This is a genomic window from Ciceribacter sp. L1K22, assembly GCF_017599385.1.
In the GTDB taxonomy this organism is placed as follows: domain Bacteria; phylum Pseudomonadota; class Alphaproteobacteria; order Rhizobiales; family Rhizobiaceae; genus Allorhizobium.
This window is the reverse complement of sequence record NZ_JAGFPK010000002.1, coordinates 481,429-504,716: the sequence shown is the minus strand read 5'-3', so window position 1 is coordinate 504,716 and position 23,288 is coordinate 481,429. Positions and strand designations below refer to the sequence as shown.

General features: G+C 62.0%; 25 protein-coding genes. 14 read left to right on the top strand and 11 right to left on the bottom strand.

What is annotated here, in order from left to right; translation table 11 throughout:
* Positions 1 to 24: 24 nt before the first annotated feature.
* Genes J5J09_RS20350 through J5J09_RS20340 form a run of 3 tightly spaced genes read right to left on the bottom strand, consistent with a single transcriptional unit; the run spans position 25 to position 2,607 of the window.
* Complete coding sequence (locus J5J09_RS20350) at positions 25 to 813, bottom strand: ABC transporter permease (RefSeq protein ID WP_208554056.1); 789 nt, start codon at positions 811 to 813, stop codon at positions 25 to 27.
* A 2-nt stretch (positions 814 to 815) separates the two neighbouring features.
* Positions 816 to 1,598 carry an ABC transporter ATP-binding protein gene (locus J5J09_RS20345; RefSeq protein WP_208554055.1) on the bottom strand — a complete coding sequence of 261 codons (783 nt, stop codon included), beginning with the start codon at positions 1,596 to 1,598 and terminating at the stop codon, positions 816 to 818.
* A 4-nt stretch (positions 1,599 to 1,602) separates the two neighbouring features.
* The gene (locus J5J09_RS20340) at positions 1,603 to 2,607 is read right to left on the bottom strand and encodes an ABC transporter substrate-binding protein (protein WP_246746026.1); all 1,005 of its coding nucleotides are present in this window, start codon (positions 2,605 to 2,607) and stop codon (positions 1,603 to 1,605) included.
* A gap of 345 nt (positions 2,608 to 2,952) precedes the next feature.
* Here J5J09_RS20340 and J5J09_RS20335 point away from each other — a divergent pair, with 345 nt between their 5' ends.
* From J5J09_RS20335 to J5J09_RS20320, 4 genes are all read left to right on the top strand, one after another.
* Positions 2,953 to 3,438: a nucleoside deaminase gene (locus J5J09_RS20335; RefSeq protein ID WP_208554054.1), complete on the top strand. Its 486-nt coding sequence runs from the start codon at positions 2,953 to 2,955 to the stop codon at positions 3,436 to 3,438.
* Positions 3,439 to 3,532: 94 nt separating this feature from the next.
* Positions 3,533 to 4,099 carry a DJ-1/PfpI family protein gene (locus tag J5J09_RS20330; protein ID WP_208554053.1) on the top strand — a complete coding sequence of 189 codons (567 nt, stop codon included), beginning with the start codon at positions 3,533 to 3,535 and terminating at the stop codon, positions 4,097 to 4,099.
* A 78-nt stretch (positions 4,100 to 4,177) separates the two neighbouring features.
* Positions 4,178 to 4,528 carry a ribbon-helix-helix domain-containing protein gene (locus J5J09_RS20325; RefSeq protein ID WP_208554052.1) on the top strand — a complete coding sequence of 117 codons (351 nt, stop codon included), beginning with the start codon at positions 4,178 to 4,180 and terminating at the stop codon, positions 4,526 to 4,528.
* Between the two features lie 121 nt (positions 4,529 to 4,649).
* Complete coding sequence (locus J5J09_RS20320; RefSeq protein WP_208554051.1) at positions 4,650 to 5,978, top strand: FAD-binding oxidoreductase; 1,329 nt, start codon at positions 4,650 to 4,652, stop codon at positions 5,976 to 5,978.
* A 39-nt stretch (positions 5,979 to 6,017) separates the two neighbouring features.
* Here the strand turns inward: J5J09_RS20320 and J5J09_RS20315 are convergent, their stop codons facing one another.
* The 3 genes from J5J09_RS20315 to J5J09_RS20305 form a co-directional block, all read right to left on the bottom strand.
* The gene (locus J5J09_RS20315) at positions 6,018 to 6,932 is read right to left on the bottom strand and encodes an ABC transporter permease (protein ID WP_208554050.1); all 915 of its coding nucleotides are present in this window, start codon (positions 6,930 to 6,932) and stop codon (positions 6,018 to 6,020) included.
* A complete protein-coding gene (locus J5J09_RS20310; protein WP_208554049.1) occupies positions 6,925 to 7,935 on the bottom strand; it encodes an ABC transporter permease in 1,011 nt (336 codons plus the stop codon). The genes J5J09_RS20315 and J5J09_RS20310 overlap by 8 nt, the downstream gene beginning before the upstream one ends.
* A 74-nt stretch (positions 7,936 to 8,009) precedes the next feature.
* Positions 8,010 to 9,716: a peptide ABC transporter substrate-binding protein gene (locus J5J09_RS20305; protein WP_208554048.1), complete on the bottom strand. Its 1,707-nt coding sequence runs from the start codon at positions 9,714 to 9,716 to the stop codon at positions 8,010 to 8,012.
* Positions 9,717 to 10,035: 319 nt separating this feature from the next.
* Here J5J09_RS20305 and J5J09_RS20300 point away from each other — a divergent pair, with 319 nt between their 5' ends.
* From J5J09_RS20300 to J5J09_RS20285, 4 genes are all read left to right on the top strand, one after another.
* A complete protein-coding gene (locus J5J09_RS20300; protein ID WP_208554047.1) occupies positions 10,036 to 11,199 on the top strand; it encodes a M20 aminoacylase family protein in 1,164 nt (387 codons plus the stop codon).
* Positions 11,200 to 11,240: 41 nt separating this feature from the next.
* Positions 11,241 to 13,085, top strand: a complete 1,845-nt coding sequence (locus tag J5J09_RS20295; protein ID WP_208554046.1) for an ABC transporter ATP-binding protein — start codon at positions 11,241 to 11,243, stop codon at positions 13,083 to 13,085.
* 188 nt (positions 13,086 to 13,273) lie between these two features.
* Positions 13,274 to 14,062, top strand: a complete 789-nt coding sequence (locus J5J09_RS20290) for a carbon-nitrogen hydrolase family protein (protein WP_208554045.1) — start codon at positions 13,274 to 13,276, stop codon at positions 14,060 to 14,062.
* Between the two features lie 77 nt (positions 14,063 to 14,139).
* Positions 14,140 to 14,853 (top strand): sulfate transporter family protein, encoded by a 714-nt coding sequence (locus J5J09_RS20285; RefSeq protein WP_208554044.1) that lies wholly within the window; start codon positions 14,140 to 14,142, stop codon positions 14,851 to 14,853.
* Here the strand turns inward: J5J09_RS20285 and J5J09_RS20280 are convergent, their stop codons facing one another.
* A complete protein-coding gene (locus J5J09_RS20280; protein ID WP_208554043.1) occupies positions 14,854 to 15,279 on the bottom strand; it encodes a VOC family protein in 426 nt (141 codons plus the stop codon).
* Between the two features lie 90 nt (positions 15,280 to 15,369).
* On the opposite strand from J5J09_RS20280, the gene J5J09_RS20275 reads away from it, so the two are divergent.
* The gene (locus tag J5J09_RS20275; protein WP_208554042.1) at positions 15,370 to 15,954 is read left to right on the top strand and encodes a TetR/AcrR family transcriptional regulator; all 585 of its coding nucleotides are present in this window, start codon (positions 15,370 to 15,372) and stop codon (positions 15,952 to 15,954) included.
* A gap of 10 nt (positions 15,955 to 15,964) precedes the next feature.
* Here the strand turns inward: J5J09_RS20275 and nth are convergent, their stop codons facing one another.
* Positions 15,965 to 16,741, bottom strand: a complete 777-nt coding sequence (nth, locus tag J5J09_RS20270) for an endonuclease III (protein WP_208554041.1) — start codon at positions 16,739 to 16,741, stop codon at positions 15,965 to 15,967.
* A 22-nt stretch (positions 16,742 to 16,763) separates the two neighbouring features.
* Here nth and J5J09_RS20265 point away from each other — a divergent pair, with 22 nt between their 5' ends.
* From J5J09_RS20265 to J5J09_RS20250, 4 genes are all read left to right on the top strand, one after another.
* On the top strand, positions 16,764 to 17,261 hold the full coding sequence (locus J5J09_RS20265; RefSeq protein WP_208554040.1) for a DUF2244 domain-containing protein: 498 nt from the start codon (positions 16,764 to 16,766) through the stop codon (positions 17,259 to 17,261).
* A 90-nt stretch (positions 17,262 to 17,351) separates the two neighbouring features.
* The gene (locus J5J09_RS20260; RefSeq protein ID WP_208554039.1) at positions 17,352 to 18,236 is read left to right on the top strand and encodes a bifunctional helix-turn-helix domain-containing protein/methylated-DNA--[protein]-cysteine S-methyltransferase; all 885 of its coding nucleotides are present in this window, start codon (positions 17,352 to 17,354) and stop codon (positions 18,234 to 18,236) included.
* A gap of 37 nt (positions 18,237 to 18,273) precedes the next feature.
* Positions 18,274 to 18,510, top strand: coding sequence for a ribbon-helix-helix protein, CopG family (locus J5J09_RS20255; RefSeq protein ID WP_208554038.1), 237 nt, complete (start codon positions 18,274 to 18,276; stop codon positions 18,508 to 18,510).
* Positions 18,511 to 18,515: 5 nt separating this feature from the next.
* Positions 18,516 to 18,800, top strand: coding sequence for a type II toxin-antitoxin system RelE/ParE family toxin (locus J5J09_RS20250; protein WP_208554037.1), 285 nt, complete (start codon positions 18,516 to 18,518; stop codon positions 18,798 to 18,800).
* Positions 18,801 to 18,832: 32 nt separating this feature from the next.
* Here J5J09_RS20250 and J5J09_RS20245 read toward each other — a convergent pair whose 3' ends face one another.
* Positions 18,833 to 19,810: a sugar-binding transcriptional regulator gene (locus tag J5J09_RS20245; protein WP_208554036.1), complete on the bottom strand. Its 978-nt coding sequence runs from the start codon at positions 19,808 to 19,810 to the stop codon at positions 18,833 to 18,835.
* 181 nt (positions 19,811 to 19,991) lie between these two features.
* On the opposite strand from J5J09_RS20245, the gene tal reads away from it, so the two are divergent.
* A complete protein-coding gene (gene tal / locus J5J09_RS20240; RefSeq protein WP_208554035.1) occupies positions 19,992 to 20,948 on the top strand; it encodes a transaldolase in 957 nt (318 codons plus the stop codon).
* 67 nt (positions 20,949 to 21,015) lie between these two features.
* On the opposite strand, the gene J5J09_RS20235 is transcribed toward tal, so the two are convergent.
* Together J5J09_RS20235 and J5J09_RS20230 are read right to left on the bottom strand one after the other, a co-directional pair.
* Positions 21,016 to 21,711: an SH3 domain-containing protein gene (locus tag J5J09_RS20235; RefSeq protein WP_208554034.1), complete on the bottom strand. Its 696-nt coding sequence runs from the start codon at positions 21,709 to 21,711 to the stop codon at positions 21,016 to 21,018.
* Between the two features lie 147 nt (positions 21,712 to 21,858).
* Positions 21,859 to 23,283, bottom strand: a complete 1,425-nt coding sequence (locus J5J09_RS20230) for a gamma-aminobutyraldehyde dehydrogenase (RefSeq protein ID WP_208554033.1) — start codon at positions 23,281 to 23,283, stop codon at positions 21,859 to 21,861.
* Positions 23,284 to 23,288: the final 5 nt, after the last annotated feature.

Genomic DNA, 23,288 nt, shown 5'->3' with positions numbered 1-23,288 from the left:
TTTCGCCGCCATCTCCCTTTTCGCTCACCGGCTCTGCGGCAGGCTCCAGGGGAAGAAGAGGCGCTGCACCAGCGATACCAGCTGGAACAGCAGGAGCGACATCAGCACCAGCACGGCAAGACCGGCCCAGGCCTGCGGCAGCTTGAAGAACGACGTCGAGAACTGGATGAAATAGCCGAGGCCCTTCTCCGCCGCCACGAACTCCGCCACCACGGCGCCGATCACAGACAGCGTCACCGATATCTTCAGCGCCGAGAAGATGTAGGGGGTGGCATAGGGCAGCCGGATCTGGGTGATCTCGCGGTGCGTCGGCGCGCGCAGGCTTTTTGACAGCTCGATGAGTTCGGGCGGGGTGGCCAACAATCCCGTCGCGGTCGAGACGACGAGTGGAAAGAAGGTGATCAGGCAGGTGATGACGATACGGGGCGCGTCGCCGGTGCCGAGCACGACGATGATGATGGGTGCGACGGCGACGATCGGGGTGGACTGCACGACGACCAGGATCGGATAGAGCGCGTCGGAGAGCATCTTCGATCGTGTCAGCACGACGGCGATCGGCAATGCGATGACGATCGAAAGGAAATAGCCCATCAGCGCCACCCGCAGCGTCGCCCAGACATGATCAAGCCAGCGTAGCGCGTCGATATCGCCGAAACCGGTCATCAGGATGCGGCTCGGAGCGGGAAGGATGAAGGTCGGGATCGCGAAGACATGGGTCGAGGCTTCCCAGAGGATCACGATCAGGGCGAAGGTTGCCACGGGCAGCACGCCCGGCGTGCCGATCCAGCGGCGCGTGGCGGAGGTTCCGGCCATGGTCAAACCTCTCTCTTCAACAACAGATGGCGCAGGTGCGCCGAGTAGGTCTGCATTGCCGGCGAGCTTGTGGTCTCGACCCCTCTCGGGCGGGGTATGTCGATCATGATGTCCTCCACCACGGTGCCGGGTCGTCCGCTCATCACCAGCACCCGGTCCGCCAAAAGCACGGCTTCGCTAATGGAGTGGGTGATGAAGAGGACCGTCTTCGGCTGTGCCTCCCAGATGCGGACGAGTTCGAAACCCATCTCCTCGCGCGTCAGCGCGTCGAGCGCGGAAAAGGGCTCGTCCATCAACAGGATATCGGGGTTCATGTGCAGCGCGCGGGCGATGCCGACGCGCTGCTGCATGCCGCCGGAGAGTTCCGACGGAAGACGTTTTTCGAAGCCGGCGAGGCCGACCTTCGCCAGCATGTCCCTCGCTCGCTCGCGATCCTCGGCTGAAACCCGGCCCGTCTTGTGGCGAACGGGGAAGACGACGTTGTCCTCGATGTTCGCCCAGGGCAGAAGGGTCGGCTTCTGGAAGACGATGCCGATATCGTCACGCGGTTCCGTGACCGGCAGGCCGAACACCTCGACCGATCCGGATGTCGGGCGGAGAAGCCCGGCGATGGATCGTAATAGCGTCGATTTCCCGCAACCCGAGGGCCCGAGGACCGCCACGAACTGATGGCGGGCGACCTCGAACTCTACATTCTTCAGGGCTTCAAGGGGGCCGGACGAGGTCTGGTAGACCTGGCCCATGGCCTTGAAGGACATCGCGGGAAAATTCGTGCCTGCCGTCATGAGGTCATTCTGCCAGGAAATCGCGGCTGACGACGCTTTCCGGGTCGAGCGCGCCTGCCTCGAACTTCTGGGCCGCGGCGACGCGCTTCCAGGTTTCCGCCAGTCGCGCGGTTTCGAAGACACCGAGACCATCCTTGTCGGTAACTTCGTTGAACTCCAGCACCATGGTGTCCATGATCGCGCCCTCGACCGTCTCCACGCCGAGTTCGGGCACCAGCTTGTTCACGGAAACCGCTGCTTCGTGCGGGTTGTCCTTTACGTATTCGAGCGATTTCTTGAACGCCTTCACGAAACGCTTGGCGACTTCAGGGCGCTCGGTGATGAACTTGTCGGACGCGAGAAGCGAGGCCGAATAGAGATCGAGGCCGGCCGCGTACCAGGGCATGATCTCCAGTTCCTTGCCGGCTTCCTTGGCCTGGGCGTTGAAGATCGAGACATTGGTCATCCAGGCGATGATCACATCGGTCGCGCCGGTCATCAGCATCGGGCCAAGGGCGCCCGGATCGGATTTCGTCAGCGTGATGTCGCTCTCGCTCAAGCCCTTGTCGGCGAGCACCAGCGGCAGAAAGACGTTCGAGGAGGTAAAGGGCGAAGTGGCGACCTGCTTGCCCTTGACGTCCTCGATCTTGGCGATGCCGCTGTCCTTCAGGGCGAAGAAGGCGTGCGGACCCTTGTTGAAGATCGACATGATGGCAGTGATGCCGACCTTGTCTGTGACCTTCGCAGCCATCAGGGCGCCGATATCGGCGGAGCCGACGTCCGAGGTTCCGGCGGCGAGGCGCGTGATCGCCTCGGTCGATCCCCGACCCGGCTCGACCTTTACGTCGATACCTTCTTCCGCACAGAAGCCCTTGTCCATGCAGACATAGATCGGGGCCTTGTCACCGCCCGGCAGCCAGTCGAGCTGGAAGACGACCTGATCGGCCGCATTTGCCGCACCTCCAAGGGAGGCGGCGATCACCGATGCTGCGGACAGACGTTTGCAAATGCTGGCGAATGACATGGCCATTCCTTCTCCTGTTTCGGTGCGTTTCTCGTTGAAAAGAGTGCAAGCGGCATCATCGGCTTCGAACTGGTGAGGCTTCAGGTGAGCAATGTCCCGGGATCACCCTGACCGCTTCTACTCGCCAACATCTTTGCAGAATTCGTGCCAGTTGATTTTGATGGTGTGTCACGGCTTTTCGGGCCGGATCGGTTTGCCAAGCGATTAAAAAGAATCCGTCGGCGTTTGCTTTTGGATCAATTTTTAAGCAGAATTAATTTTGCTCAATATTTGGTCCGTGCAGCCTTGCTGCTTCCGGAAAATCGTCCTAGCTTCCCGGCGATTTTCCACGGACGTCCAGGGAGCAGCATAATGACGGAACCTTCCACCAGAGATATCGAGCTGCTTCGACTGTCGATCGAGGTCGCCAAACGCTCGCGGGCGCGGGGCGATCATCCGTTCGGGGCGATCCTCGCCGGTCCCGACGGGGAGGTGCTGCTCGAGGCGATGAACACATGCGGGACGCAGGGCGACCGGACCGGTCATGCGGAGCGCAACCTGATGACGGAAGCCTCGAAGAAGTACGACGTCGATTTCCTGCGCAAGTGCACGATGTATACCAGCGCCGAACCATGTGCGATGTGCGCGGGATCCGTCTACTGGACCGGTGTCGGTCGTGTCGTCCATGGCATGAGCGAACGGGCGCTCAAGGATCTGATCGGCCCCGACCCGGAAAACCTGACCATGGATCTACCGTGCACGACCGTCTTCGCCAGCGGTCAGCGCTGCGTCGAGGTCGTGGGGCCGCTGCTGGAAGAGGAATCGGCCGTCGTGCATGAAGGTTTTTGGACCGGCTGACACCGCCGGGAAATTTCCCCTGTAGTAACGCGCTAATACCCGCGCCAGTCGCGCCTTTGATAGCGTCCGACCGTCCAATGGAGGGAGGATGTCCATGTCGAAGAAGATACTGATGCTTGCCGGTGATTTTGCCGAAGACTACGAAACGATGGTGCCGTTCCAGACGCTGCTGGCGGTTGGGCACACGGTGCATGCCGTCTGCCCTGGCAAGAAGGCCGGGCAGACGATCGCAACCTCGATCCATGACTTCGAGGGCGACCAGACCTACAGCGAAAAGCGTGGCCACAATTTCGCGCTGAACGCCACTTTCGCCGACGTGAAGGCAGCGGATTACGATGCGCTGGTCATTCCGGGTGGTCGCGCGCCGGAATATCTGCGCCTCAATCCGGAGGTGATAGCCACCGTGAAGCACTTCTTCGAGGCCGACAAGCCGGTCGCCGCCGTCTGCCATGGCGCGCAGGTCCTCGCGGCCGCTGACGTGCTGAAGGGCCGGACCTGCTCGGCCTATCCGGCATGCCGTCCCGAGGTCGAAATGTCCGGCGGAATCTATGCCGACATCGCCATCGATGCGGCCGTGACCGATGGCAAGCTGGTGACGGCGCCCGCATGGCCCGCCCACCCCGCATGGCTGTCACAGTTCATCGCGGTGCTCGCTGCATGATGCAGCGGCGCCGGGCGGGGGCTGGCAAAGGCTGTCCGCCCGGCGTACCATCAGAATACGGCATCTCGGGAGGACGCCATGTGCAAGCTTTTCATTCAGGCTGATCCGGCATTGTGGGACAGCGCTACGCGATCCCTCCGGATCGACGGCATGGTCACCAGCGTCCGGCTCGAAACGTTTTTCTGGACAGTTCTGGAGGAGATCGGCCGGCGCGACGGGATGACGGTTATCCAGCTTATCACGAAGCTCTATCACGAATCGATCGATGCCGGGCATGATCTCGGCAACTTCACGTCGTTCCTCCGGGTCTGCTGCGGACGCTATCTGGCGCTGCAGCTGTCCGGGGAGGTTCCGCAGGATACGCGCCTGCCGATCCGTTCGCTCGACGCCGACAGTATCCTGAGCGCCGAGCAATCGAAATACCACTAACGGGGCGCGGTGCACTACCACACCCGTCGTGACGGGTGTGGCGTGGCCTGCTATAGGCAAGTGACTTCCTTGAGGCGTGCGACGACCGTCGCGGCCGTCTTTCGAATCTGGAGCACTAGCCATGCCGGGTCCCCAAGTCGTTCCCGTTAGGGGTGATGAAACCCTGCCGTCGCGCGTCGATGTCGTCGTCATCGGCGGCGGCATCATCGGAACGTCGACGGCGCTCGAACTCGCCGAACGGGGTGTCTCCGTCGCGCTCTGCGAAAAGGGCGGGATCGGCGAGGAGCAATCGAGCCGCAACTGGGGTTGGGTGCGGATCTCGCAGCGCGATCCGCGCGAAGTGCCGCTGATGGCCGAGGCGATCCGCATCTGGCAGGGTCTCGACTCAAGGATCGGCCGCGATACGGGCTATCGGCAATGCGGTATCGTGTTCGTCTCCGCCGACGAGGCGGAGGAGGTGCAGAACGAGCGCTGGCCGGAAGAGCTCGGGCGTTACCAGCTCAAGTCGCGGATGATCGACCAGCCGGAATTTCGGGGCCTTTATCCGGGACTGAAGCTCACGGTTCGAAGCGCTCTCTACACCCCCTCCGACGGCCGCGCGGAGCCGCAGAAGGCCGCGCCGGCGATCGCCGAAGCGGCGCGCGACAAGGGTGCTCATATCCTTACGCAATGTGCCGTGCGCGGTGTCGAGACGACGGCGGGCAAGATTTCGGGCGTCGTCACGGAGCGGGGACCGATCGCCTGCTCCTCCGTCGTGCTGGCCGGCGGCGCATGGTCGAGCCTGTTCTCGCGCAGTCTCGGGATCGACCTGCCGCAGCTCAAGGTGATGAACACCGTGATCCGCACGACACCGGTGGAGGGCGGGCCGGAGCAGACGCTCTACGCCAAGGATTTCGCTTTCCGCAAACGGCAGGATGGCGGCTATACGGTGGCCTCCGGACACGACAATCTCGTCGATATAGTTCCGGACAGCTTTCGTTATGCGAGCAAGTTCTTTACCGCTTTGAAAAGCGAATGGGGCTCGCTCGGTTTCCGCATCGGCCGCCGGTTCCTGGACGAGGCATCGCAGCCGTCGCGCTGGGCGCTCGACCGTGAGAGCCCGTTCGAGAAGGTCCGCGTGCTTGATCCGGTCCCTGCGCCGAAATGGACTGACCACGCTTTGAGGAAGCTCCGGGAAGCCTATCCGGTATTCGAGAATGCCGGGATCGCGCAGCGCTGGGCCGGGCTGATCGATGTCACGCCGGATGCGGTTCCGGTGATCTCGGCGGTCGATGCCATGCCTGGCTTCTTCATCGCCACCGGCTTCTCCGGACATGGCTTCGGCATCGGTCCGGGTGCGGGGCGGCTGATGGCCGACATGGTCACGGGTGGCACACCCTGCGTCGATCCGCACGACTTCCGGCTCTCGCGCTTCTTTGACGGTTCGAAGATCGAAGTGGTTGGTTTGTGAACCGGAAGGGCGTCGGGGACGCCCTTCCGTTGTTCGAGATCAACGCCTGAGCGTTCTAGGATCAAGCGCGTCGCGGATCGCATCGCCGATATAGTTGACGCTGAGCACCGTGAGCGAGATCGCCAGGCCCGGCCAGATGACGCGCGAGGGCGTGATCTGCAGGAAGTTTGCCCCGTCGAACAACAGGCGACCCCATGTCGGGAAATCCGATGGGAAGCCTAGTCCGAGGAAGGACAGCGCCGATTCCGTGATGATCGCCGAGGCGATGCCGAGAGTGGCCGAGACCATGATCGAGCTCATCACGTTGGGCAGGATGTGCTTCAGGATGATGCGGTATTCCCACATGCCGCTGGAGCGGGCGGCAAGCACGAATTCCTGGCTCTTCACCGCCAGCACGTCGCCGCGCACGATACGCGCGGTGTGCATCCAGCTGGTGATGCCGATGACCGTCACGATCAGGATGAAGATGCCGGTTTCCGGGCCGAAGGCCGATCTGAGCGAATCCCGGAACAGCATGATGATGACGAGCAGCAGCGGCAGCAGCGGCAAAGCGAGGAAGAGGTCCGTGATGCGCATCAGTAGGCCGTCGAGCCGGCGGAAGTAGCCGGCGAGAACGCCGACCAGCGTGCCGAGGAACAGCGCCAGAAGCATGGCGGTGATGCCGACGGCGAGCGAAATCTGACCGCCGGCCATGACCTGCGCCAGCATGTCGTGGCCTAGATTGTCCGTGCCGAACGGATGGGTCCAGGACGGTCCCTGGTTCTTGGCGCGGATGTCAATCTTGTTCGGATCGATCGTGTGGATGAAAGGCCCGACATAGACCACGAGCAGGATCAGGATGAAGACGGCCAGCCCGGCAACGCCACCCGGATGAGCCCGGAACTGTTTCCAGAGGTCGCCAAGGAAGGAGCCGGCTGGGCGTTCGTCGATTGTCGTTACGGTCGCGTCAGTCATAGCGGATCCTCGGGTCGAGAATGCCGTACAGAACGTCGGCGATCAGGTTAAACAGCACGATCAGGAAGGCGAAGATGAAGGTCAGCGTCTGAACCAGCGGCAGGTCCGCGCCCTGGATTGCTGTGATCAGCAGCTGTCCGAGGCCATTCACCCGGAAGATCTGCTCTGTGATGATCGCGCCGGAGAAGATCGTGGGAACGCCGAGGGCGATGACGGTGACGACCGGTATCAGGCTGTTGCGCAGCACGTGCACGAGCAGAACGACCTTTTCCTTCACGCCCTTGGCGCGGGCGGTCCGCACATAGTCCATATGCAGGTTGTCGAGCATGGACGAGCGGACGAAGCGGCTGATCTGCGAGGTATTGTAGAGCGTCAGCACCAGCACCGGCAGGAACATCTGCTTCACCTGCGCCACGAAGGACGACCAGTCGTTGACCACGAGGTTGGTGTCGTAGACCGAGGGAAACCACTGCAGGTGCGAGCTGAAGATCACGATCAGCAGCACGCCGGTGAAGAAGGTCGGCACCGAATAGCCGACCATCGAGGCGAAGGTGCCGATCTGGTCGAAGATCGAATACTGCTTGTAGGCCGAGATCACGCCGATCGGGATCGCGAGCAGCACCCCGAAGAGGTAGGAAAGCCCGACGACCCAGAGCGTCTGTGGCAGGCGCTGGGCGATCAGGTCGACCACCGGACTGCGGGTTGCCCAGGAGAGCACCCGCAAGCGTTCGCCATCACCGACGACGATGCCGGTCATGCTTTCGAAAATGTTCAGCGGCTCGTTGATGAAGAATTGCTGCAGCCACAGGAGGTAGCGGATGAAGAAGGGCTGGTCGAGGCCCATCGCGGCGCGGATCTGTTCGCGGACCTCGGGAGGAATGGTCAGCGGCAGGTCGCTCAGCGGATCGCTGGGCGCGAGGTCGAGCAGGGCAAAGATGATAAAGCTGATAACCAGCAGCGTCGGGATTGCGAACAGCAATCGCCGAATGGTGTAGGTGAACATCGGATGGTCTCCAGACTGTCACGAAGACATGCGTTCGCCGGGCCTGTGGCAAGCACAGGCCCGGCGAGGCGGCATTACTTCTTGCGCGACCAGTCGGCGACGTTCCAGAGTTCGGAATCCCAGGCGTTCATCTTGACGCCGTCGAGGGTGACCGAGTGGGACGATACGCTACCGCGGTGGATCAGCGGGATCTGTGCGAATTCGTCCGTCAGCATGTCGTTGAGCTTGATGGCGATCGCAGCACGATCTTCCAGCTTTGCGGTTTTCCCGAGTTCAGCGACCAGTTTGTCGTATTCCGGATTGCAATAGCGAACGATGTTCTCGCCCTGCCAGCCATTGGCCGGAGACGGGATCTTGTCGCACATCCAGCCTGCCATGTACTTCTCGGGATCGGTGCCGTCGAAGTTGTTGGTGTACATCTGCACGTCGGCGTAGAACTTCTGGAAGGTGTCCGGAGAAGCCGGGTCACCGCCGAAGAAGACGTTGGCGGCGATGTTGCGCAGCTCGACCTGAACGCCGATCTGGGCCCACATGTCCTTGACGAGCGCCTGTGTTGCCTGGCGAACCGAGTTGGTCGAGGTCTGGTAGAGGAAGGAGAGCTTGTAGCCGTCCTTCTCGCGCACGCCGTCGGACCCCATCACCCAGCCGGCATCGTCGAGCAGCTTGTTGGCGGCGTCGACATCGGTCTTCAGGCACCAGTCGACATTGGTTGACTTGTAGATATCCGGAGCAGGCAGGATGTTGCAGGTCGGCTGGCCGGCTTCACCGTAGCCTACTTCGTCGATGACCTCACGGTCGATGGCGAGAGAAAGCGCCTTGGCGACGGCCGGATCCGTGAGCGCCGGATGCGGGCCGGCTTCCTTGGTCGAGCGCTTGTCGCCGAGCGAGGCATCGACGGCGAAGTGGTTGAGGTCGATACGTTCGACCTGCGTGCCGAAGGCGGTCACGAGTTCGCCCTTGCCAGCGGCAACCATCGTCGCCAGGATTTCCGGCTCGACCTGCATGTTCCAGGCGTAGTCGAATTCGCCGGTTTCGAGAACGGCGCGCGCGGCCGAAGCAGCATCGCCGCCGCCCTTCAGCGTGGCGGTCGCAAAGGCAGGCTTTGCCGGATCGCGATAGTTCGGATTGGCTTCGAAGGAGATCACGTCGTTCGGCTTGAATTCCTTGACGACGAAGGGGCCGGTGCCGATCGGACCGAAGTTCGCCGAGGTGCATTCCGGGGCCTTCGCACCCATGCAGTCCTTGAACTGGGCGGCCTGGATGATGGGTGACTGGGCACCAACGAAGGCGCTGTAGGGGTAGGGCTTCGGCTCGGCGAAGGAAACCTTGATCGTCGAGGGATCGACGGCCTCGACATTCGTCACGCCTTCGAAATAGGCGCCCTGGGCGCAGCCGCCGTCCGGTGCCGTGCAATACTTCCAGGTGAAGATGGCGTCGTCGGCGGTAACAGGCGTGCCGTCCGACCACTTCAGGTCGGGCTTCAGCTTCCAGGTGATGCTCTTGAGGTCTTCGGCGACACCGCCGTTCTCAACCGTCGGAATGTCGGCGGCGAGCATCGCAACAAGCGCGCCGGTTTCGTCGTAACGGGCGAGCGGCTCAATGACCATCGATGCGGCATACACCTCCTTGGTGCCGCCCGACAGATACGGATTCATGGTGGAGACCGCCTGCCAGAACAGGATTTTCAGGTCGCCGTCGGTGCCGCGCTCGGCAAGCGCCGGCGTGCCCGCAAGGGCGATCGCGGCGGCCGACGTGGCCAGCAGAATACGGAAGTTTTTCATGTTCAGTTCCCCTTTATTGATTTTTTGGTGGAGCTTCTTCTGCGTGTGCAGGCCGGCATGCTTCGTGAGATGCCGGTGTTCAAGGTCGCTTTGAATAAGGCGCTGACCTTAAAACGAAATTTTGATTTGCGTACCTCCGCTGATATTCGGTTTCCATCGTCTCCAGGTTGATCGCGATGGGGTAGCCGATCAAAATTTAGGCCATCTAAGCATACGGCTATTTTCCGTTCAAGCTGGAAAATTGGCGCTTGCAAAAGCGCTTTGGACAAGCGCAGTATCACGCGAAAAACAAGTGGGAACGATAAACAGGGGTCCTTTCATGCCGCTTCTGAACCGCGCCAGCGAACTTCAGCCGGAGGTCGCTTCATGGCGTCGCCATCTCCATGAAAATCCCGAGATTCTGTACGAAGTGCACAACACCGCCGCCTTCGTGGCGCAGAAGCTGAAGGAGTTCGGCTGCGATGTCGTGGAGACCGGGATTGGTCGGACGGGCGTTGTCGGGATCATCAAGGGAAGTCGCGGCGACGGTCCGGTGATTGGCTTTCGCGCCGACATGGACGCCCTGCCGATCCATGAGCAGAGCGGTGTGGAATGGGCCTCGAAGACGCCCGGCAAGATGCATGCCTGCGGGCACGACGGACATACCTCAATGCTGCTGGGTGCGGCCAAGTACCTGGCGGAGACCCGCAACTTCCGTGGTTCGATCGCGGTGATCTTCCAGCCGGCCGAAGAAGGTGGCGGCGGAGCGCTCGCCATGATCAAGGACGGCATGATGGAGAAGTTCGGCATCAGCGAAGTCTACGGCATGCACAATCATCCGGGCATGGCGGTCGGCACCTTCGCGACCCGCAAGGGTTCGGTGATGGCGGCGGCCGACCAGTTCGACATCGTCATAAGAGGCCGCAGCGGTCACGCGGCACAGCCGCACAAGAGCATCGACCCGGTGCTGGCTGCAGCCCAGGTCGTGGTCGCGCTGCAATCGATCGCGGCGCGGGAAACCGATCCGTTGAGTTCGGTTGTCGTGACGGTCACGAAAATCCATGGCGGCGACGCGTACAACGTCATTCCCGATACGGTAACCCTCTCGGGAACCGTCCGGACCCTGATGCCGGAGCTTCGCGACATGGCCGAAAGCCGCATTCATGCGGTGGCCACAGGCGTGGCGACGGCCCTTGGGGCGTCGGCCGAGGTGAAATACGGCCGCGGCTATCCCGTCACCTTCAACCACGAGAACGAAACGGCCTTCGCCCTCGACGTCATGCGCAAGGTCGCTGGCGACAAGGCGGTCAGCGACGAGTTCCCGCCGGCGATGGGCGCGGAAGACTTTTCCTACATGCTGGAAAGCCGGCCGGGTTCGTTCGTGTTCATCGGCAACGGCAACACGGCGAACCTGCACAATTCGAAGTACGACTTCAACGACGAAGCCATTCCTTATGGCATCAGCTACTGGGTCACGCTGGCGGAGACGGCACTCGCGGCCTGATGTCCGCGACGCCGCAGAGGCTTCTTGCAGAGGGGAACGAGATGGAGAATTCCACCGTCAGCAATCATGTGTCAGCCACCTCGCGCGAGCCGGTGCTAAGGGTCGAGAACCTGACGACATCCTTCAATGTGGGCGGCGAGTGGCGCTCGGTCGTCAACAATGTCAGCTTCGAGATCGCTCCGCGGGAAACGGTCGCGATCGTCGGCGAGTCCGGATCGGGCAAGAGCGTGACCTCCCTCTCGATCATGCGGTTGCTTCCCAAATATGCGAGCCGGATCGAGGGCAAGGTCTGGCTGGGAGACCGCAACCTGCTCACCCTCGGTGACGAGGAAATGCGCCGTGTTCGCGGCAACGACATCTCGATGATCTTCCAGGAGCCGATGACCTCGCTCAACCCGATCTTTCCAATCGGAAAGCAGATCGCCGAAGCAATCACGTGCCATCGGGATATTTCGAAAGCCGAAGCCAAGGCCGAGGTCATCCGGCTGCTCGAAAAGGTTCGCATTCCGAACGCAAAGAACCGGTTCGATGAATATCCGCACCAGTTTTCCGGCGGCATGCGCCAGCGGGTGATGATCGCGATGGCGCTCGCCTCGAAGCCCAAACTGCTGATCGCCGACGAACCGACGACGGCGCTCGATGTGACCATTCAAGGCCAGATTCTCGACCTCATCAAGGTGCTGCAGGAAGAGGAGGGCATGGCGGTTCTCTTCATCACGCACGACATGGGCGTGGTGGCCGAGGTGTCGGATCGCACGATCGTGATGTTCCGGGGCGATGCGGTCGAGGCGGGTCCGACCGACGATATCTTCAACCGGGGAAAACATCCCTATACGCGGGCTCTGTTGTCCGCGGTTCCGCGCCTGGGGTCGATGTCGGGCCTTGAGCGTCCCCGCCTCTTTCCCGTCATCGACATTGCCACTGGCGAGACGACGCGTCCCGAAGAAGACGGTACCTTGCCCGCCGCCGGCGAACGGCCGGTGCTGGAGGTGAAGAACCTGACGACGCGCTTCAACATCCATTCCGGCCTGCTGGGTCGCCAGAGCGGCGCCGTGCATGCGGTGGAGGATGTGTCCTTCGACCTGAAGCCCGGCGAAACTCTCTCTCTGGTGGGCGAATCCGGTTGCGGCAAGTCGACCACGGGGCGCTCGATCACACGGCTTGTCGAGCCGACAGCGGGAGAAATCTCGCTCGACGGCTACAATGTGAGAAGCCTCGACAGGTCTTCATTGCGCAAGATGCGACGCAGCATCCAGATGGTCTTCCAGGACCCGTTCGCCAGTCTCGATCCGCGCATGTCCGTCGGTTCGGCCGTGATGGAGCCTTATATCGAGCATGGCCTGGGCACCAAGGCGCAGGCCAGGGAAAAGGCGGCCGACCTCTTGGAGCGCGTCGGGCTCAAGGCGGACATGATGCGCCGTTTTCCGCACGAGTTTTCGGGTGGCCAACGGCAGCGTATCGCGATCGCGCGGTCGCTGATGCTCGACCCTAAGGTGATCGTTGCCGACGAGGCGGTGTCCGCGCTTGACGTGTCGATCAAAGCGCAGGTGTGCAACCTGTTGCTCGACCTGCAGCAGAGCTTCAATCTGGCCTATCTGTTCATCAGTCACGATATGGCCGTGGTGGAGCGCGTCTCGCACCGCGTCGCCGTCATGTATCTCGGTGAGATCGTCGAGATCGGTCCGCGCCAGGCCGTGTTCGACAATCCGCAGCATCCGTACACGAAAAAGCTCATGGCGGCGGTTCCCGTGCCCGATCCGGCGCGGCGCAACATCAAGCGGATGGTGTCGACCGACGAGATCAAGAGCCCGGTTCGGCCGGTCGGCTACACGCCGCCAAAGCGGATCTACCGCGAGGTATCGGACGGTCATCTCGTTCAGGTTTGAGGCTGGCGCTGCGCCCTGTCTTTTCCTCTTCGGCATGCTAGAACGTGACAGCCTCTGCGCGGGTTCTCGCGGGATGAATGCCGTCCCGGTCGCCTTGGTCGCAGGGTGAAATCTGCCCTTTTCACGGGCGTTGTTCTGCCGCCGTCGGTCTCCTACGGATGACCCGGGGGCAAGCCAGGAGTCGTTTCATGCGCGTTTCCCTTCTCCAGATGCAGCCTGTTTCAGGTGATGTCGCCGCCAATCTCGAAAAGATCGGCCAAGCCGCGAAGGCAGCGTCGGCGATGGGGGCGACGCTTCTGATAGCGCCGGAACTTGCGACCAGCGGCTACGCTCTTGGAAAACAGTTCGAAGCCGTGGCCGAGGGACGTGACGGGAAAACGGTCGAGACCCTGTCGCGGCTCGCCTCTGACACCGGAATCGCGATCTGCGTCGGCTTTCCGGAGCGCGACGGAGAGGTGGTCTATAATTCCTCGGTTCTGGTTCGCCCTGACGGCACCAATGAGTTCTACCGCAAGGGCCATCTCTACGGACCGGCGGAGCGCGCCGCCTTCCGGCCTGGATCGGAGCAGCCGGTGGTCTTCGATCTCCTCGGAATGAAGACGGCGATGATCATCTGCTACGATGTCGAATTTCCGGAATATGTGCGCACCGCCGCGCTCGCCGGTGCGGAACTACTGCTCGTTCCGACCGCGCTGCCGGTTGGCGAGATCAGCCGCCGCATCGCCGAGCAGGTCGTGCCGACACGGGCGCTCGAGAACGGTATCTTCATTCTCTACGCCGACCTTTGCGGCGCGGAAGGCGAGACCGGGTATTGCGGGCGCTCCGTCATCGTCGGTCCTGATGGCGACGAGATCGCGCGGGCTGGTCTCGGTGAAACCCTGCTGGTCGCCGACATCGACCCAGCCGGCTACGACGAATGCCGCCGCCAGAACCCCTATCTTGAGGAGCGCCGGACGGAACTCTATCGGCTCGGCTGAGTTGCTGGCGGGATCGCCGTCTTGCGAGCCGTTGGCGGTCTTCCTACATGCGGCTGGCATAAACTTACGAGGCTGCGATGATTTTTGATGCCGCCGGATTGGCACTGCGCAATCTCTTTGCGCCGGAAACACGGTCCGTCTTCTGGAAGGTGCTGGGGTTGACGGCGCTGGTGCTTGCCGGTCTGTGGCTTGCCTTCCGCGAGGCCTTCATTGCCTTCGTGGTGCCGTGGATTCAGGCCTTCTTTCCCGAGCTTCCCGAGTGGGCCGGCTGGCTTGCCTTCGTCTTCGGCATCTTCGCGAGCATCGGTCTCGCCCTGGCCCTGGCACTGCTGCTGTCCTCAGTCAGCGCGATCATCGCCGGTCTCTTCCTTGACGATGTCGCCGAGGTGATCGAGAAGCGGGACTATCCGTCCGATCCTCCGGGCAAGGCCATGCCGATGGGCGAGGCGATCCTCGCCTCGCTGAAATTTTTCGGCGTCGTCATTCTCGGCAACCTCGTCGCGCTCTTCCTGCTTTTCGTGCCTGGCATCAACATCATCGCCTTCTTTCTGGTGAACGGTTATCTGCTCGGTCGCGAGTTCTTCGAATTCGCTGCGATGCGGTTCCGCTCGACCGATGAGGCGCGGCGATTCCGGGCTGAGAATTCGGGTACCGTGTTCGTCGGCGGATTGGTTATCGCTGGGTTTCTGGCGATCCCGATCGTCAACCTGCTGACGCCGCTCTTCGCAGCGAGCTTCATGGTGCATCTGCACAAGATGCTGTCGGCCCGGAAGCCGGTGCCCTCGGTCTGATCAGGTCGGCAAGGCGGCCGCGTCGTACATTGCCGCGAACTCCGCGCTCGGCGGAATCGGCTTGATGACGTCGATGAGCACGCCGTTCGGGTCGGCGGTGATGAAGTGCCGTTGGCCGAAGTCCTCGTCCGTCAAATCCTTGAGGATAGGCAGGCCAGCGCGCTTGCAATCCTGGTAGACCAAGTCCGGGTCTTCCACCTCGAAGTTCAGGATGAGGCCGGCAACGCCGGTCCGTGCCTGCACGGGCACCGTTTCATGCGACCGATCGAGGATCGCCAGCGTGACTTTCTCATCCTCCGCCGATTGCAGATGGACGTACCAGTCGCTTTCAAACAGAGGTTCGAAGCGGAAATGCCGGCAATAGAACGTTGCCGTTTCCGCGACCCTGTCGGTCATGATGACCGGATAGTAGCTGGTCGTTTTCATCGCTTTCCCTCCATCGCGAACTAACATACATTCTGCATGTATCTATTCGGACAGTTAACATACATGCAGAATGTATGTAAAGAGGATCGTATGGCGAGAAACACACGCGAGCGCATGGAACAGACGCGGCAGGCGCTGGTCGCGGCGGCGAGGACACTGTTCGCCGAGAAGGGGTATGCCGATACCGCGACGCCAGATATCGTGTCGGCGGCCGGGGTGACGCGCGGGGCCCTCTATCATCATTTCGAGGACAAGAAGGCGCTGTTCCAGGCGGTTGTCGAGGCCGAAGCGGAGGCCGTCGCGGCTATGATCGAGGCGAAATCGGCCGAGACCGCCACCGCGCGCGAAGCCCTGCTGCTTGGCGCGAAGGCTTACTTCGATGCGATGGGAGAACCGGGCCGCACGCGCCTGATGTTGCTGGAGGCGCCCGCGGTTCTTGGGATCGGAGCCCTGGCGGAAATCGACTCGGAGCAGTCCGAAGCTCGCTTGAAAGAGGGCCTCAAAGCCTATCTGGAGGAGGCGGGCGGTTCGCTGAAGGGGCTCGATGCGCTGACGGTGCTACTGTCGTCCGCCTTCGACAGGGCAGCGCTAGAAATCCATGCCGGCGGGCGGCGGATCGAGTACGAGATTGCCATCCGGACCCTGGTCGACGGCCTGCCGGCGACCCGGCCGTGACCACCGACGGCTAGTCGGCTGCGCCGATCATCTGCGGCGGCAGTTCGACGAGCGGGGCTGGCACGTCGCAGGACTTTTCCGGCGACTTGCAGATATCGGCGATGACGCAGCGTTCGCATTCGGGACGCCGCGCCTTGCAACAGTAGCGCCCGTGCAGGATTAGCCAGTGATGGGCGTGGTAGAGGTAGTGCTTCGGGATGACCTTCTCGAGCTTCTCCTCCACCTCGTCCGGCGTCTTTCCCGGTGCAAGCCGGATGCGGTTTCCGATGCGGAAGATGTGAGTGTCAACGGCGATGGTCGGGATGCCGAAGGCCATGGACATGACGACGTTGGCGGTCTTGCGGCCGACGCCGGGGAGGCGCACGAGTTCCTCGCGGGTCTTCGGCACCTCACCGCCGAAGTCGTCGACCAGCATCCGGCTGAGCGCTATGACGTTCTTCGCCTTGTTGCGGTAGAGGCCGATGGTCTTGATATAGTCGCGGACCTTCTCCTCACCGAGTTCAAGCATCTTTTGCGGCGTGTCCGCCACCTTGAACAGCGCCCGCGTCGCCTTATTTACGCCGGCGTCTGTGGCTTGCGCGGAGAGCGCTACCGCCACAACCAGGGTGAACGGGTTCACATGTTCCAGTTCGCCCTTCGGTTCCGGTCTCTGGATCGAAAAGCGGCGGAAGATCTCTTCCAGCTCCGCCTTCGTATAGGCGGACCGGAACGCGGGCTTTCGGCGCGCCGGGGCCGGAATTGACTTTTTCAAGTTTTGGGTGCTGGATTTCGGCTTGGGACTCGTCATCCTCGATCTATAGATTGGAAAAATGAGCGAAGGCAATCTCGTCAGGGCGGATGAAAAGCCGATCTTCCTCGCGGAACTCGTGCCATACCGTTCCCTGGGCCGCAAAGGCTTCCGTATCCTGATCCTGCTGACAGGCGCGCTCTGCGCCGTGCAGGGCGGATTTTTCCTTGCCACAGGCGCCTGGCCGATCGGGCTGTTCTTCGGCCTCGATTTCATCCTGCTCTATGGTGCCTTCTGGCTGAACTACCGTGCCGCACGGGCGCGCGAAGAGGTCGAGGTGTCGCGCACCAATCTTTCCATTCGCAAATTCTCGCCCTCGGGCCGCATGACCGAGCATCGCTTCAATCCGTTCTGGGCGCGTTTCTTCGTCAAGCGACACAGCGAGATCGGCATCGTCTCGATGGCGGTGGCGGGCGAGGGACGGCGGACAGATATCGGGTCGTTTCTCAACCCGGACGACCGAGAGAGTTTCGCCCGGGCGTTCAAGGGCGCGCTGGCGACGGCGAAGCGCCGGATCTAGTTCGGCAGGGCTTTTCTCTAGATATGCAAGAATCGGGTGGTTTCCGCCCGTCGGGCATGGTGAAATCCGCGTCATCAAGAGGACTTTGCCATGACGCTCGCACAGCATATCGATCTTTCGACGACCATCGACATCACGCCTGAAGGTTCGGACTACGACACCGTGCGGCAAGTCATCGAGATGCTGACGCTCGATTACCGGGAGCAGCCGTCGCTGGAGACGATCGCAGCCCGGCTCGGGCAGTCGCCGACGCAGTTGCAAAAGGTCTTTACCCGGTGGGCAGGTCTGTCGCCCAAGGCCTTTCTGCAGGCCGTGACGCTCGACCACGCAAAGCGATTGTTGGGAGCGGAGGGCATGCCCTTGCTTGAGGCGTCCCTGGAACTGGGTTTGTCCGGTCCCGGCCGATTGCACGACCTTTTCGTCACGCACGAGGCGATGAGCCCCGGTGAGTGGAAAGCCAAGGGAGAGGGGCTAACGATTCGCTACGGATTCCATCCGTCGCCCTTCGGTGTCGCGCTTGTCATGGTGACCGATCGCGGGCTGGCCGGGCTCGCGTTCGCGGATCCGGGAAGGGAGCCCGAGGCGCTTGCCGACATGACCTCCCGTTGGCCCGCTGCCACCTATGTCGCCGACCAGGAGGCGACCGCGCCCTACGCCACGCGTGTCTTCGATCCATCGCAATGGTCGTGCGACCAGCCCCTGCGGGTAGTCATGATCGGTACTGATTTTCAGCTTCGGGTGTGGGAGCAGTTGCTGCGCATCCCGCTCGGCAAGGCCGTCACCTATTCCGACATCGCCATGAAGATCGGTCAGCCGACGGCCAGCCGGGCCGTGGGAGCCGCTGTCGGCCGGAACCCCGTGTCCTTCGTCGTGCCGTGCCACCGCGCCGTCGGCAAGAGCGGCGCGCTGACTGGCTATCACTGGGGGCTGACGCGCAAGCGGGCGATGTTGGGCTGGGAGGCGGGGCAGGGGTGAGGTTGCTGACCTCGCTTCAATATGAGAATATCAGGTCATGAAAGATCGAGTAGAACTCTCTGAAGATATAGATCGTCGAATCGACCTTCTGGCCGAACGTGCCCAGTTGACCCGCCGACAGATTATCGAGGATGCGCTGGCTCACGGCCGGTCTCTCGCATGGCAGGAAAGATGGATCGCGGGGGTGCAGGCCGGTGTTGATGAGGCAGATAATGGAGAGTTTGCTTCTGATGAAGAGATCGCTTTGGTTCTGAACCGGTACTCCGGTTCCTGACGACAATGAAAGTCGTCTGGACGCGGCGATATCTAGGGGAACTGGCGGCTATTGGAGATTATATCGGGGATCGAAACCCGAGCGCGGCCTATCGTATCGTCAATGAAATCCACAGCAAGACCGGTCAACTTCTCCTCGACAATCCTTTTATAGGTCGAAGAGGGGATATTCCCGGGACGAGAGAGCTGGTCTTGCCCGGCACTCCCTACGTCGTGGCCTATCGTGTTCGAGATGACAGCATCGAAGTCCTTTTCGTTCAGCATGGGGCGAGACTGTGGCCCGACGAATGATGGGCTCGACTCGACGGGTTTAACGCTTTCCGTTACTCCGCCAGCCTCAACAACTCCCTCGCCGCCGCCTCGTCGGTGATCAGCGTGTTACAGCCGATGCGTTTCATCGTGGCGTGGATCGGGATGGCGCGATGGGCGCCGCCGGAGGCGATGACGATGTGGCGGGCTTTCCTCAGCGTATCGAGGTCGACGGACATCACCCGCTCGTTGATTTCATGATCGACCGCGCGGCCTTCGGCGTCGAGGAAATTGAACATCGTGTCGCAGACGCAGCCGGCGGCAATCAGTTCCTTCAGCGTCCTGTTGCTGATGAAGCCTTCCGACAGCGATGTGGAATGTGGGCCGATATCGCCGCAGGAAACGATCGCTAGATCGAGCTCTTCGGCCAGATCGTAGATGGTCTTCAGGCCACACTGGTCGATGAGGGCGCGCTTGGTGGCGACGCTGTCGACCAGAAGCGGGGCGAGGAACATGTAGCATTCGGCGCCCAGTTGGCTTGCGAGCCGCCAGGTGTAGTCGATCGGGTTGGTCTGGTGCACGGCCACGATGCCGCCCAGAAGCGAGACAACCTTGCAGTTTTCCCGGCGCGGCGGGCGGAAGCCGGACAGCGAGGCTGTCATGGTGCGGCCCCAGCCGACGCCGATCGTCATGTCGTCGCTGACGACCTCGGTGAGGAACTGGCCGAGCGCCAAACCGACAGCTTTGGCCAGCGCGGCCGCATCCTGCTTTTCAGGGGTGGGGACGACGACGGCCTCGTCGAGACCGAACGCCTTTTCCAGCTTCAAGGAGAGCTCGACGCAGTCACCGATATCGTCGCTGATCCAGATCTGCACCTCGGCCCGCCTCAGCGCCTCGTCGAGCATGCGGATGACGGTGGAGCGGCTGATCCCCAGCCGGTCTGCGACGTCCTTCTGGGTCATGCCCTCGTTGTAATAGAGCCACGCCGCCCGCAGCCTCAGCGAGGACGCCTCGGTATAGGTGGTGTTGGTATCGCGCCGAAGTTTGGCCAAGTAGGTTCCGTACAGTGAATCCACATCAGCTGGAACTATCGGCCGACTTGAAACTTATGTCAAATGATGCAGACAAATGTCTTGACTTCGTCCAAGGGTGATGGCGATAGTCGGGGCAATTCAGGCGTGGGGATGATCCCCGTGCCTGCAGGTCACAGACGTCACCCGAAGGATCCTCCCAATGACCTCCAAACTCGAACAGCTTCGCGCCATGACGACTGTTGTCGCCGACACGGGCGACATCGAAGCCGTCCGCCGCCTCAAGCCCGTCGACTGCACGACCAACCCCTCGATCGTTCTCAAGGCGCTTGGCACCGACGCTTTCGCAGATGCCTTCAAAGAAGCAATCGCCTGGGGCAAGGCCAAGGGTGGCGACCAAGAGGCCGTTATCGGCGCCATCGCAGACCGTCTGGCGATTTCTGTCGGTGCGGCACTTGCTGAATTGGTGCCGGGACGAGTCTCGACCGAAGTGGACGCCGACCTGTCCTTCGACACCAAGGCGTCGATCGCGAAGGCTCATGGGATCATCGCCGGCTACAAGGAACGTGGCATCGAGCGGGACCGCATCCTGATCAAGCTCGCCTCCACATGGGAAGGCATTCGCGCGGCCGAAGTTCTGCAGAGCGAAGGCATCGACTGCAACCTGACGCTTCTGTTCTCCAAGGCCCAGGCGATCGCTTGCGCGGAAGCCAAGGTGTTCCTGATCTCGCCCTTCGTCGGGCGTATTCTCGACTGGTACAAGAAGTCGACCGGTGAGAATTATACGTCGGAGACCGATCCGGGCGTGCTTTCGGTCCGTTCGATCTACAATTACTACAAGGCCAATGGCATTGAGACGATCGTCATGGGCGCTTCCTTCCGCAATGCCGGAGAGATCGAGGCACTGGCCGGCTGCGACCGCCTGACGATTGCGCCGAACCTGCTCGACGAACTGAATGCCGCCGAAGGCAACCTGCCGCGCGTCTTGTCGCCGGAAAAGGCATCCGCCGAGCCGCTGGTTTCTCTTGATGAAAAGACGTTCCGCTGGGCGATGAACCAGGACGCCATGGCGACTGAAAAGCTCGCAGAGGGTATCCGGGGCTTTGCCAAGGACATGGATACGCTGCGCGGTCAGATCGCCAAGGCGCTTGCCGTCTGATCTTTCGGAACCTTTAGTCGATGCGGCGTCTCACCACCCGGTGAGGCGTCGTTTCCATTTGAGCCGGTTACCAGTCCAGCACGACGTCATCCGGTACGAAGTACGTCTCGTAACCGCCGACCGTGACGACGGCGTCGCCGCCCTGTTTGCGGGAGCGGACTTCCGTGCCGTCGGTGCTCTGGAAGCGGCCGGCGCGGTATTGCAGCTGGCGGGTGAAGCCCTGCGGCGTCTGGATGTCGATGAGCGCTGTCGTGCCCTGTCGCTGAAGGCCGAAGCGGCAGCGGAAGAGGCGCGGGTCGGGATCGAAACGGCAGTTGACGTTGCCGACCTGATCATACCGTCCCGGCATCACCGGTGGCTGATAGGGTTCCGGATAGCGGCCATCGTCCGGTGGCGGATAGGTGCCGCCCGGACCCGGATCGACATATTCGTCCGAGACATAGCGGCCATTGACCCATCCGCTGATGCGCGGGCGGTCATAGGTGGAGACGCGGCACCAGTAGCCGCCGTCGCGTTCGCGGCAGCCGAGATTGCGGACCGGCGCGCCTTCTTCCAGCACGCCGATGACACGGAACGTGTTTCCGGGTCCGGACCAGATATTGAGCGTCTGTCCGGGCGTAAGGCCGAGGATATGCCGGATCGCGGCGTCGTCGGTCGAGTTGCCGTAGATATCGGGTGCCGGCACCACATAAGGCTCCTGCGCGTGTGTCATTGGCGCGGCGAGGGCGGTCGTCACTAGCATCAGCGTGGCGAGAAGGCGCATGGAAAACTCCGTTGATCGGACGGAGCATAAACGATCCGCCCGAGGGGCTCACGGATTATCGACCGCAAAGGTAAATGCGATGCTGAGGCGCGCCGGGCAAAACGAAGAAAGGCCCCGGAGGGCCTTTCATGAACTATGCAGATGATCTCAGTGCGCGATCATCACGTGGCGGACCGCGGTGTAGTCTTCCAGGGCGTATACGGACATGTCCTTGCCGTAGCCGGATTGCTTCATGCCGCCGTGGGGCATTTCATTGCAGAGCATGAAGTGGGTGTTGATCCAGGTGCAGCCGTAGCGGAGCTTCGCCGCCGTCTGCATGGCGCGCGAGATGTCCTTGGTCCAGACGGAGGATGCCAGACCGTAGTCGCTGTCGTTGGCCCAGGTGACGGCCTGGTCGACATCGGAGAACCGGGTGACGGAGACGACCGGGCCGAAGACCTCGCGCCGGACGATCTCGTCGTCCTGCGTTGCGCCGGCGATCACGGTCGGGGCGTAGAAGAAGCCCTTGTCCGATCCCAGCTTACCGCCGGCGACGACCTGCATGTGCTTGTGCTCGGCGGCGCGGGTGACGAAGCTTTCGACCCGGTCTCGCTGGCGCTTGGAAATCAGCGGGCCGATCTCGTTTTCAGTATCGTCTGCCTGGTTGTACTTCAACGTCGAGACGGCAGACGCGAGGTCCGCGACGAACCTCTCGTAGACCTTGTCGGCGGCATAGATGCGGCAGGCTGCGGTGCAGTCCTGCCCGGCATTGTAGTAGCCGAAGGTGCGGATCGCCGAGACGACCGCGTCGATGTCGGCATCGTCGTAGATGATCACGGGGGCCTTGCCGCCGAGTTCGAGATGGGTGCGCTTCACCGTCTTCGAGGCGGCGGCCAGAACCTTCTTGCCGGTGGCGATGTCGCCGGTGATCGAGACCATCGAGATCTTCGGGTGGTTGATGATGGCGTTGCCGACGCTTTCGCCGCGGCCCAGCACGACGTTGACGACGCCCTCCGGCAGGATGTCGGCCATCAGTTTCGCCATCTTGAGGGCGGTGAGCGGCGTCTGCTCCGACGGCTTGAAGACGACCGTGTTGCCGGCGGCGATCGCGGGTGCGAGCTTCCAGGCCATCATCATCAGCGGGTAGTTCCAGGGGGCGATCGAACCGATGACGCCCACGGGATCGCGGCGGACCATCGAGGTGAAGCCCGGCAGATATTCGGCAGCGACGGGGGCATGGAGCGTGCGGATCGCGCCGGCGAAGAAGCGGTAGCAATCGACGATCGCGGGGATCTCATCGTTGCGTACGGCGTTGATCGGCTTGCCGCAATTGAGTGCTTCGAGCGCCGCAAAGGCATCGGCATCCTTTTCGATCGCATCGGCGATCTGCAGAAGGTAGGCAGACCGCTGACCCGGTGTCGTCGCGGCCCAGCTGTCGAAGGCCTTTTCCGCGGCATCGGCGGCGGAGTCGATCTGCGACAGCGAGGCCTCCGGCAGATCGAGAATGGTCTCGCCGGTCTTCGGGTTCAGGATTTTCTCTTCCGTTTCGGTGCCGGCGACGAATTGCGAGCCGATCAGCATCTGGGTGTCCATAGTCG

Bases quoted from the DNA above. Each gene is read 5' to 3' on its own strand.
- J5J09_RS20350 (WP_208554056.1), bottom strand. From the start codon at position 813: ATGGCCGGAACCTCCGCCACGCGCCGCTGGATCGGCACGCCGGGCGTG.
- J5J09_RS20345 (WP_208554055.1), bottom strand. From the start codon at position 1,598: ATGACGGCAGGCACGAATTTTCCCGCGATGTCCTTCAAGGCCATGGGC.
- J5J09_RS20340 (WP_246746026.1), bottom strand. From the start codon at position 2,607: ATGGCCATGTCATTCGCCAGCATTTGCAAACGTCTGTCCGCAGCATCG.
- J5J09_RS20335 (WP_208554054.1), top strand. From the start codon at position 2,953: ATGACGGAACCTTCCACCAGAGATATCGAGCTGCTTCGACTGTCGATC.
- J5J09_RS20330 (WP_208554053.1), top strand. From the start codon at position 3,533: ATGTCGAAGAAGATACTGATGCTTGCCGGTGATTTTGCCGAAGACTAC.
- J5J09_RS20325 (WP_208554052.1), top strand. From the start codon at position 4,178: ATGTGCAAGCTTTTCATTCAGGCTGATCCGGCATTGTGGGACAGCGCT.
- J5J09_RS20320 (WP_208554051.1), top strand. From the start codon at position 4,650: ATGCCGGGTCCCCAAGTCGTTCCCGTTAGGGGTGATGAAACCCTGCCG.
- J5J09_RS20315 (WP_208554050.1), bottom strand. From the start codon at position 6,932: ATGACTGACGCGACCGTAACGACAATCGACGAACGCCCAGCCGGCTCC.
- J5J09_RS20310 (WP_208554049.1), bottom strand. From the start codon at position 7,935: ATGTTCACCTACACCATTCGGCGATTGCTGTTCGCAATCCCGACGCTG.
- J5J09_RS20305 (WP_208554048.1), bottom strand. From the start codon at position 9,716: ATGAAAAACTTCCGTATTCTGCTGGCCACGTCGGCCGCCGCGATCGCC.
- J5J09_RS20300 (WP_208554047.1), top strand. From the start codon at position 10,036: ATGCCGCTTCTGAACCGCGCCAGCGAACTTCAGCCGGAGGTCGCTTCA.
- J5J09_RS20295 (WP_208554046.1), top strand. From the start codon at position 11,241: ATGGAGAATTCCACCGTCAGCAATCATGTGTCAGCCACCTCGCGCGAG.
- J5J09_RS20290 (WP_208554045.1), top strand. From the start codon at position 13,274: ATGCGCGTTTCCCTTCTCCAGATGCAGCCTGTTTCAGGTGATGTCGCC.
- J5J09_RS20285 (WP_208554044.1), top strand. From the start codon at position 14,140: ATGATTTTTGATGCCGCCGGATTGGCACTGCGCAATCTCTTTGCGCCG.
- J5J09_RS20280 (WP_208554043.1), bottom strand. From the start codon at position 15,279: ATGAAAACGACCAGCTACTATCCGGTCATCATGACCGACAGGGTCGCG.
- J5J09_RS20275 (WP_208554042.1), top strand. From the start codon at position 15,370: ATGGCGAGAAACACACGCGAGCGCATGGAACAGACGCGGCAGGCGCTG.
- nth (WP_208554041.1), bottom strand. From the start codon at position 16,741: ATGACGAGTCCCAAGCCGAAATCCAGCACCCAAAACTTGAAAAAGTCA.
- J5J09_RS20265 (WP_208554040.1), top strand. From the start codon at position 16,764: ATGAGCGAAGGCAATCTCGTCAGGGCGGATGAAAAGCCGATCTTCCTC.
- J5J09_RS20260 (WP_208554039.1), top strand. From the start codon at position 17,352: ATGACGCTCGCACAGCATATCGATCTTTCGACGACCATCGACATCACG.
- J5J09_RS20255 (WP_208554038.1), top strand. From the start codon at position 18,274: ATGAAAGATCGAGTAGAACTCTCTGAAGATATAGATCGTCGAATCGAC.
- J5J09_RS20250 (WP_208554037.1), top strand. From the start codon at position 18,516: ATGAAAGTCGTCTGGACGCGGCGATATCTAGGGGAACTGGCGGCTATT.
- tal (WP_208554035.1), top strand. From the start codon at position 19,992: ATGACCTCCAAACTCGAACAGCTTCGCGCCATGACGACTGTTGTCGCC.
- J5J09_RS20235 (WP_208554034.1), bottom strand. From the start codon at position 21,711: ATGCGCCTTCTCGCCACGCTGATGCTAGTGACGACCGCCCTCGCCGCG.
- J5J09_RS20230 (WP_208554033.1), bottom strand. From the start codon at position 23,283: ATGGACACCCAGATGCTGATCGGCTCGCAATTCGTCGCCGGCACCGAA.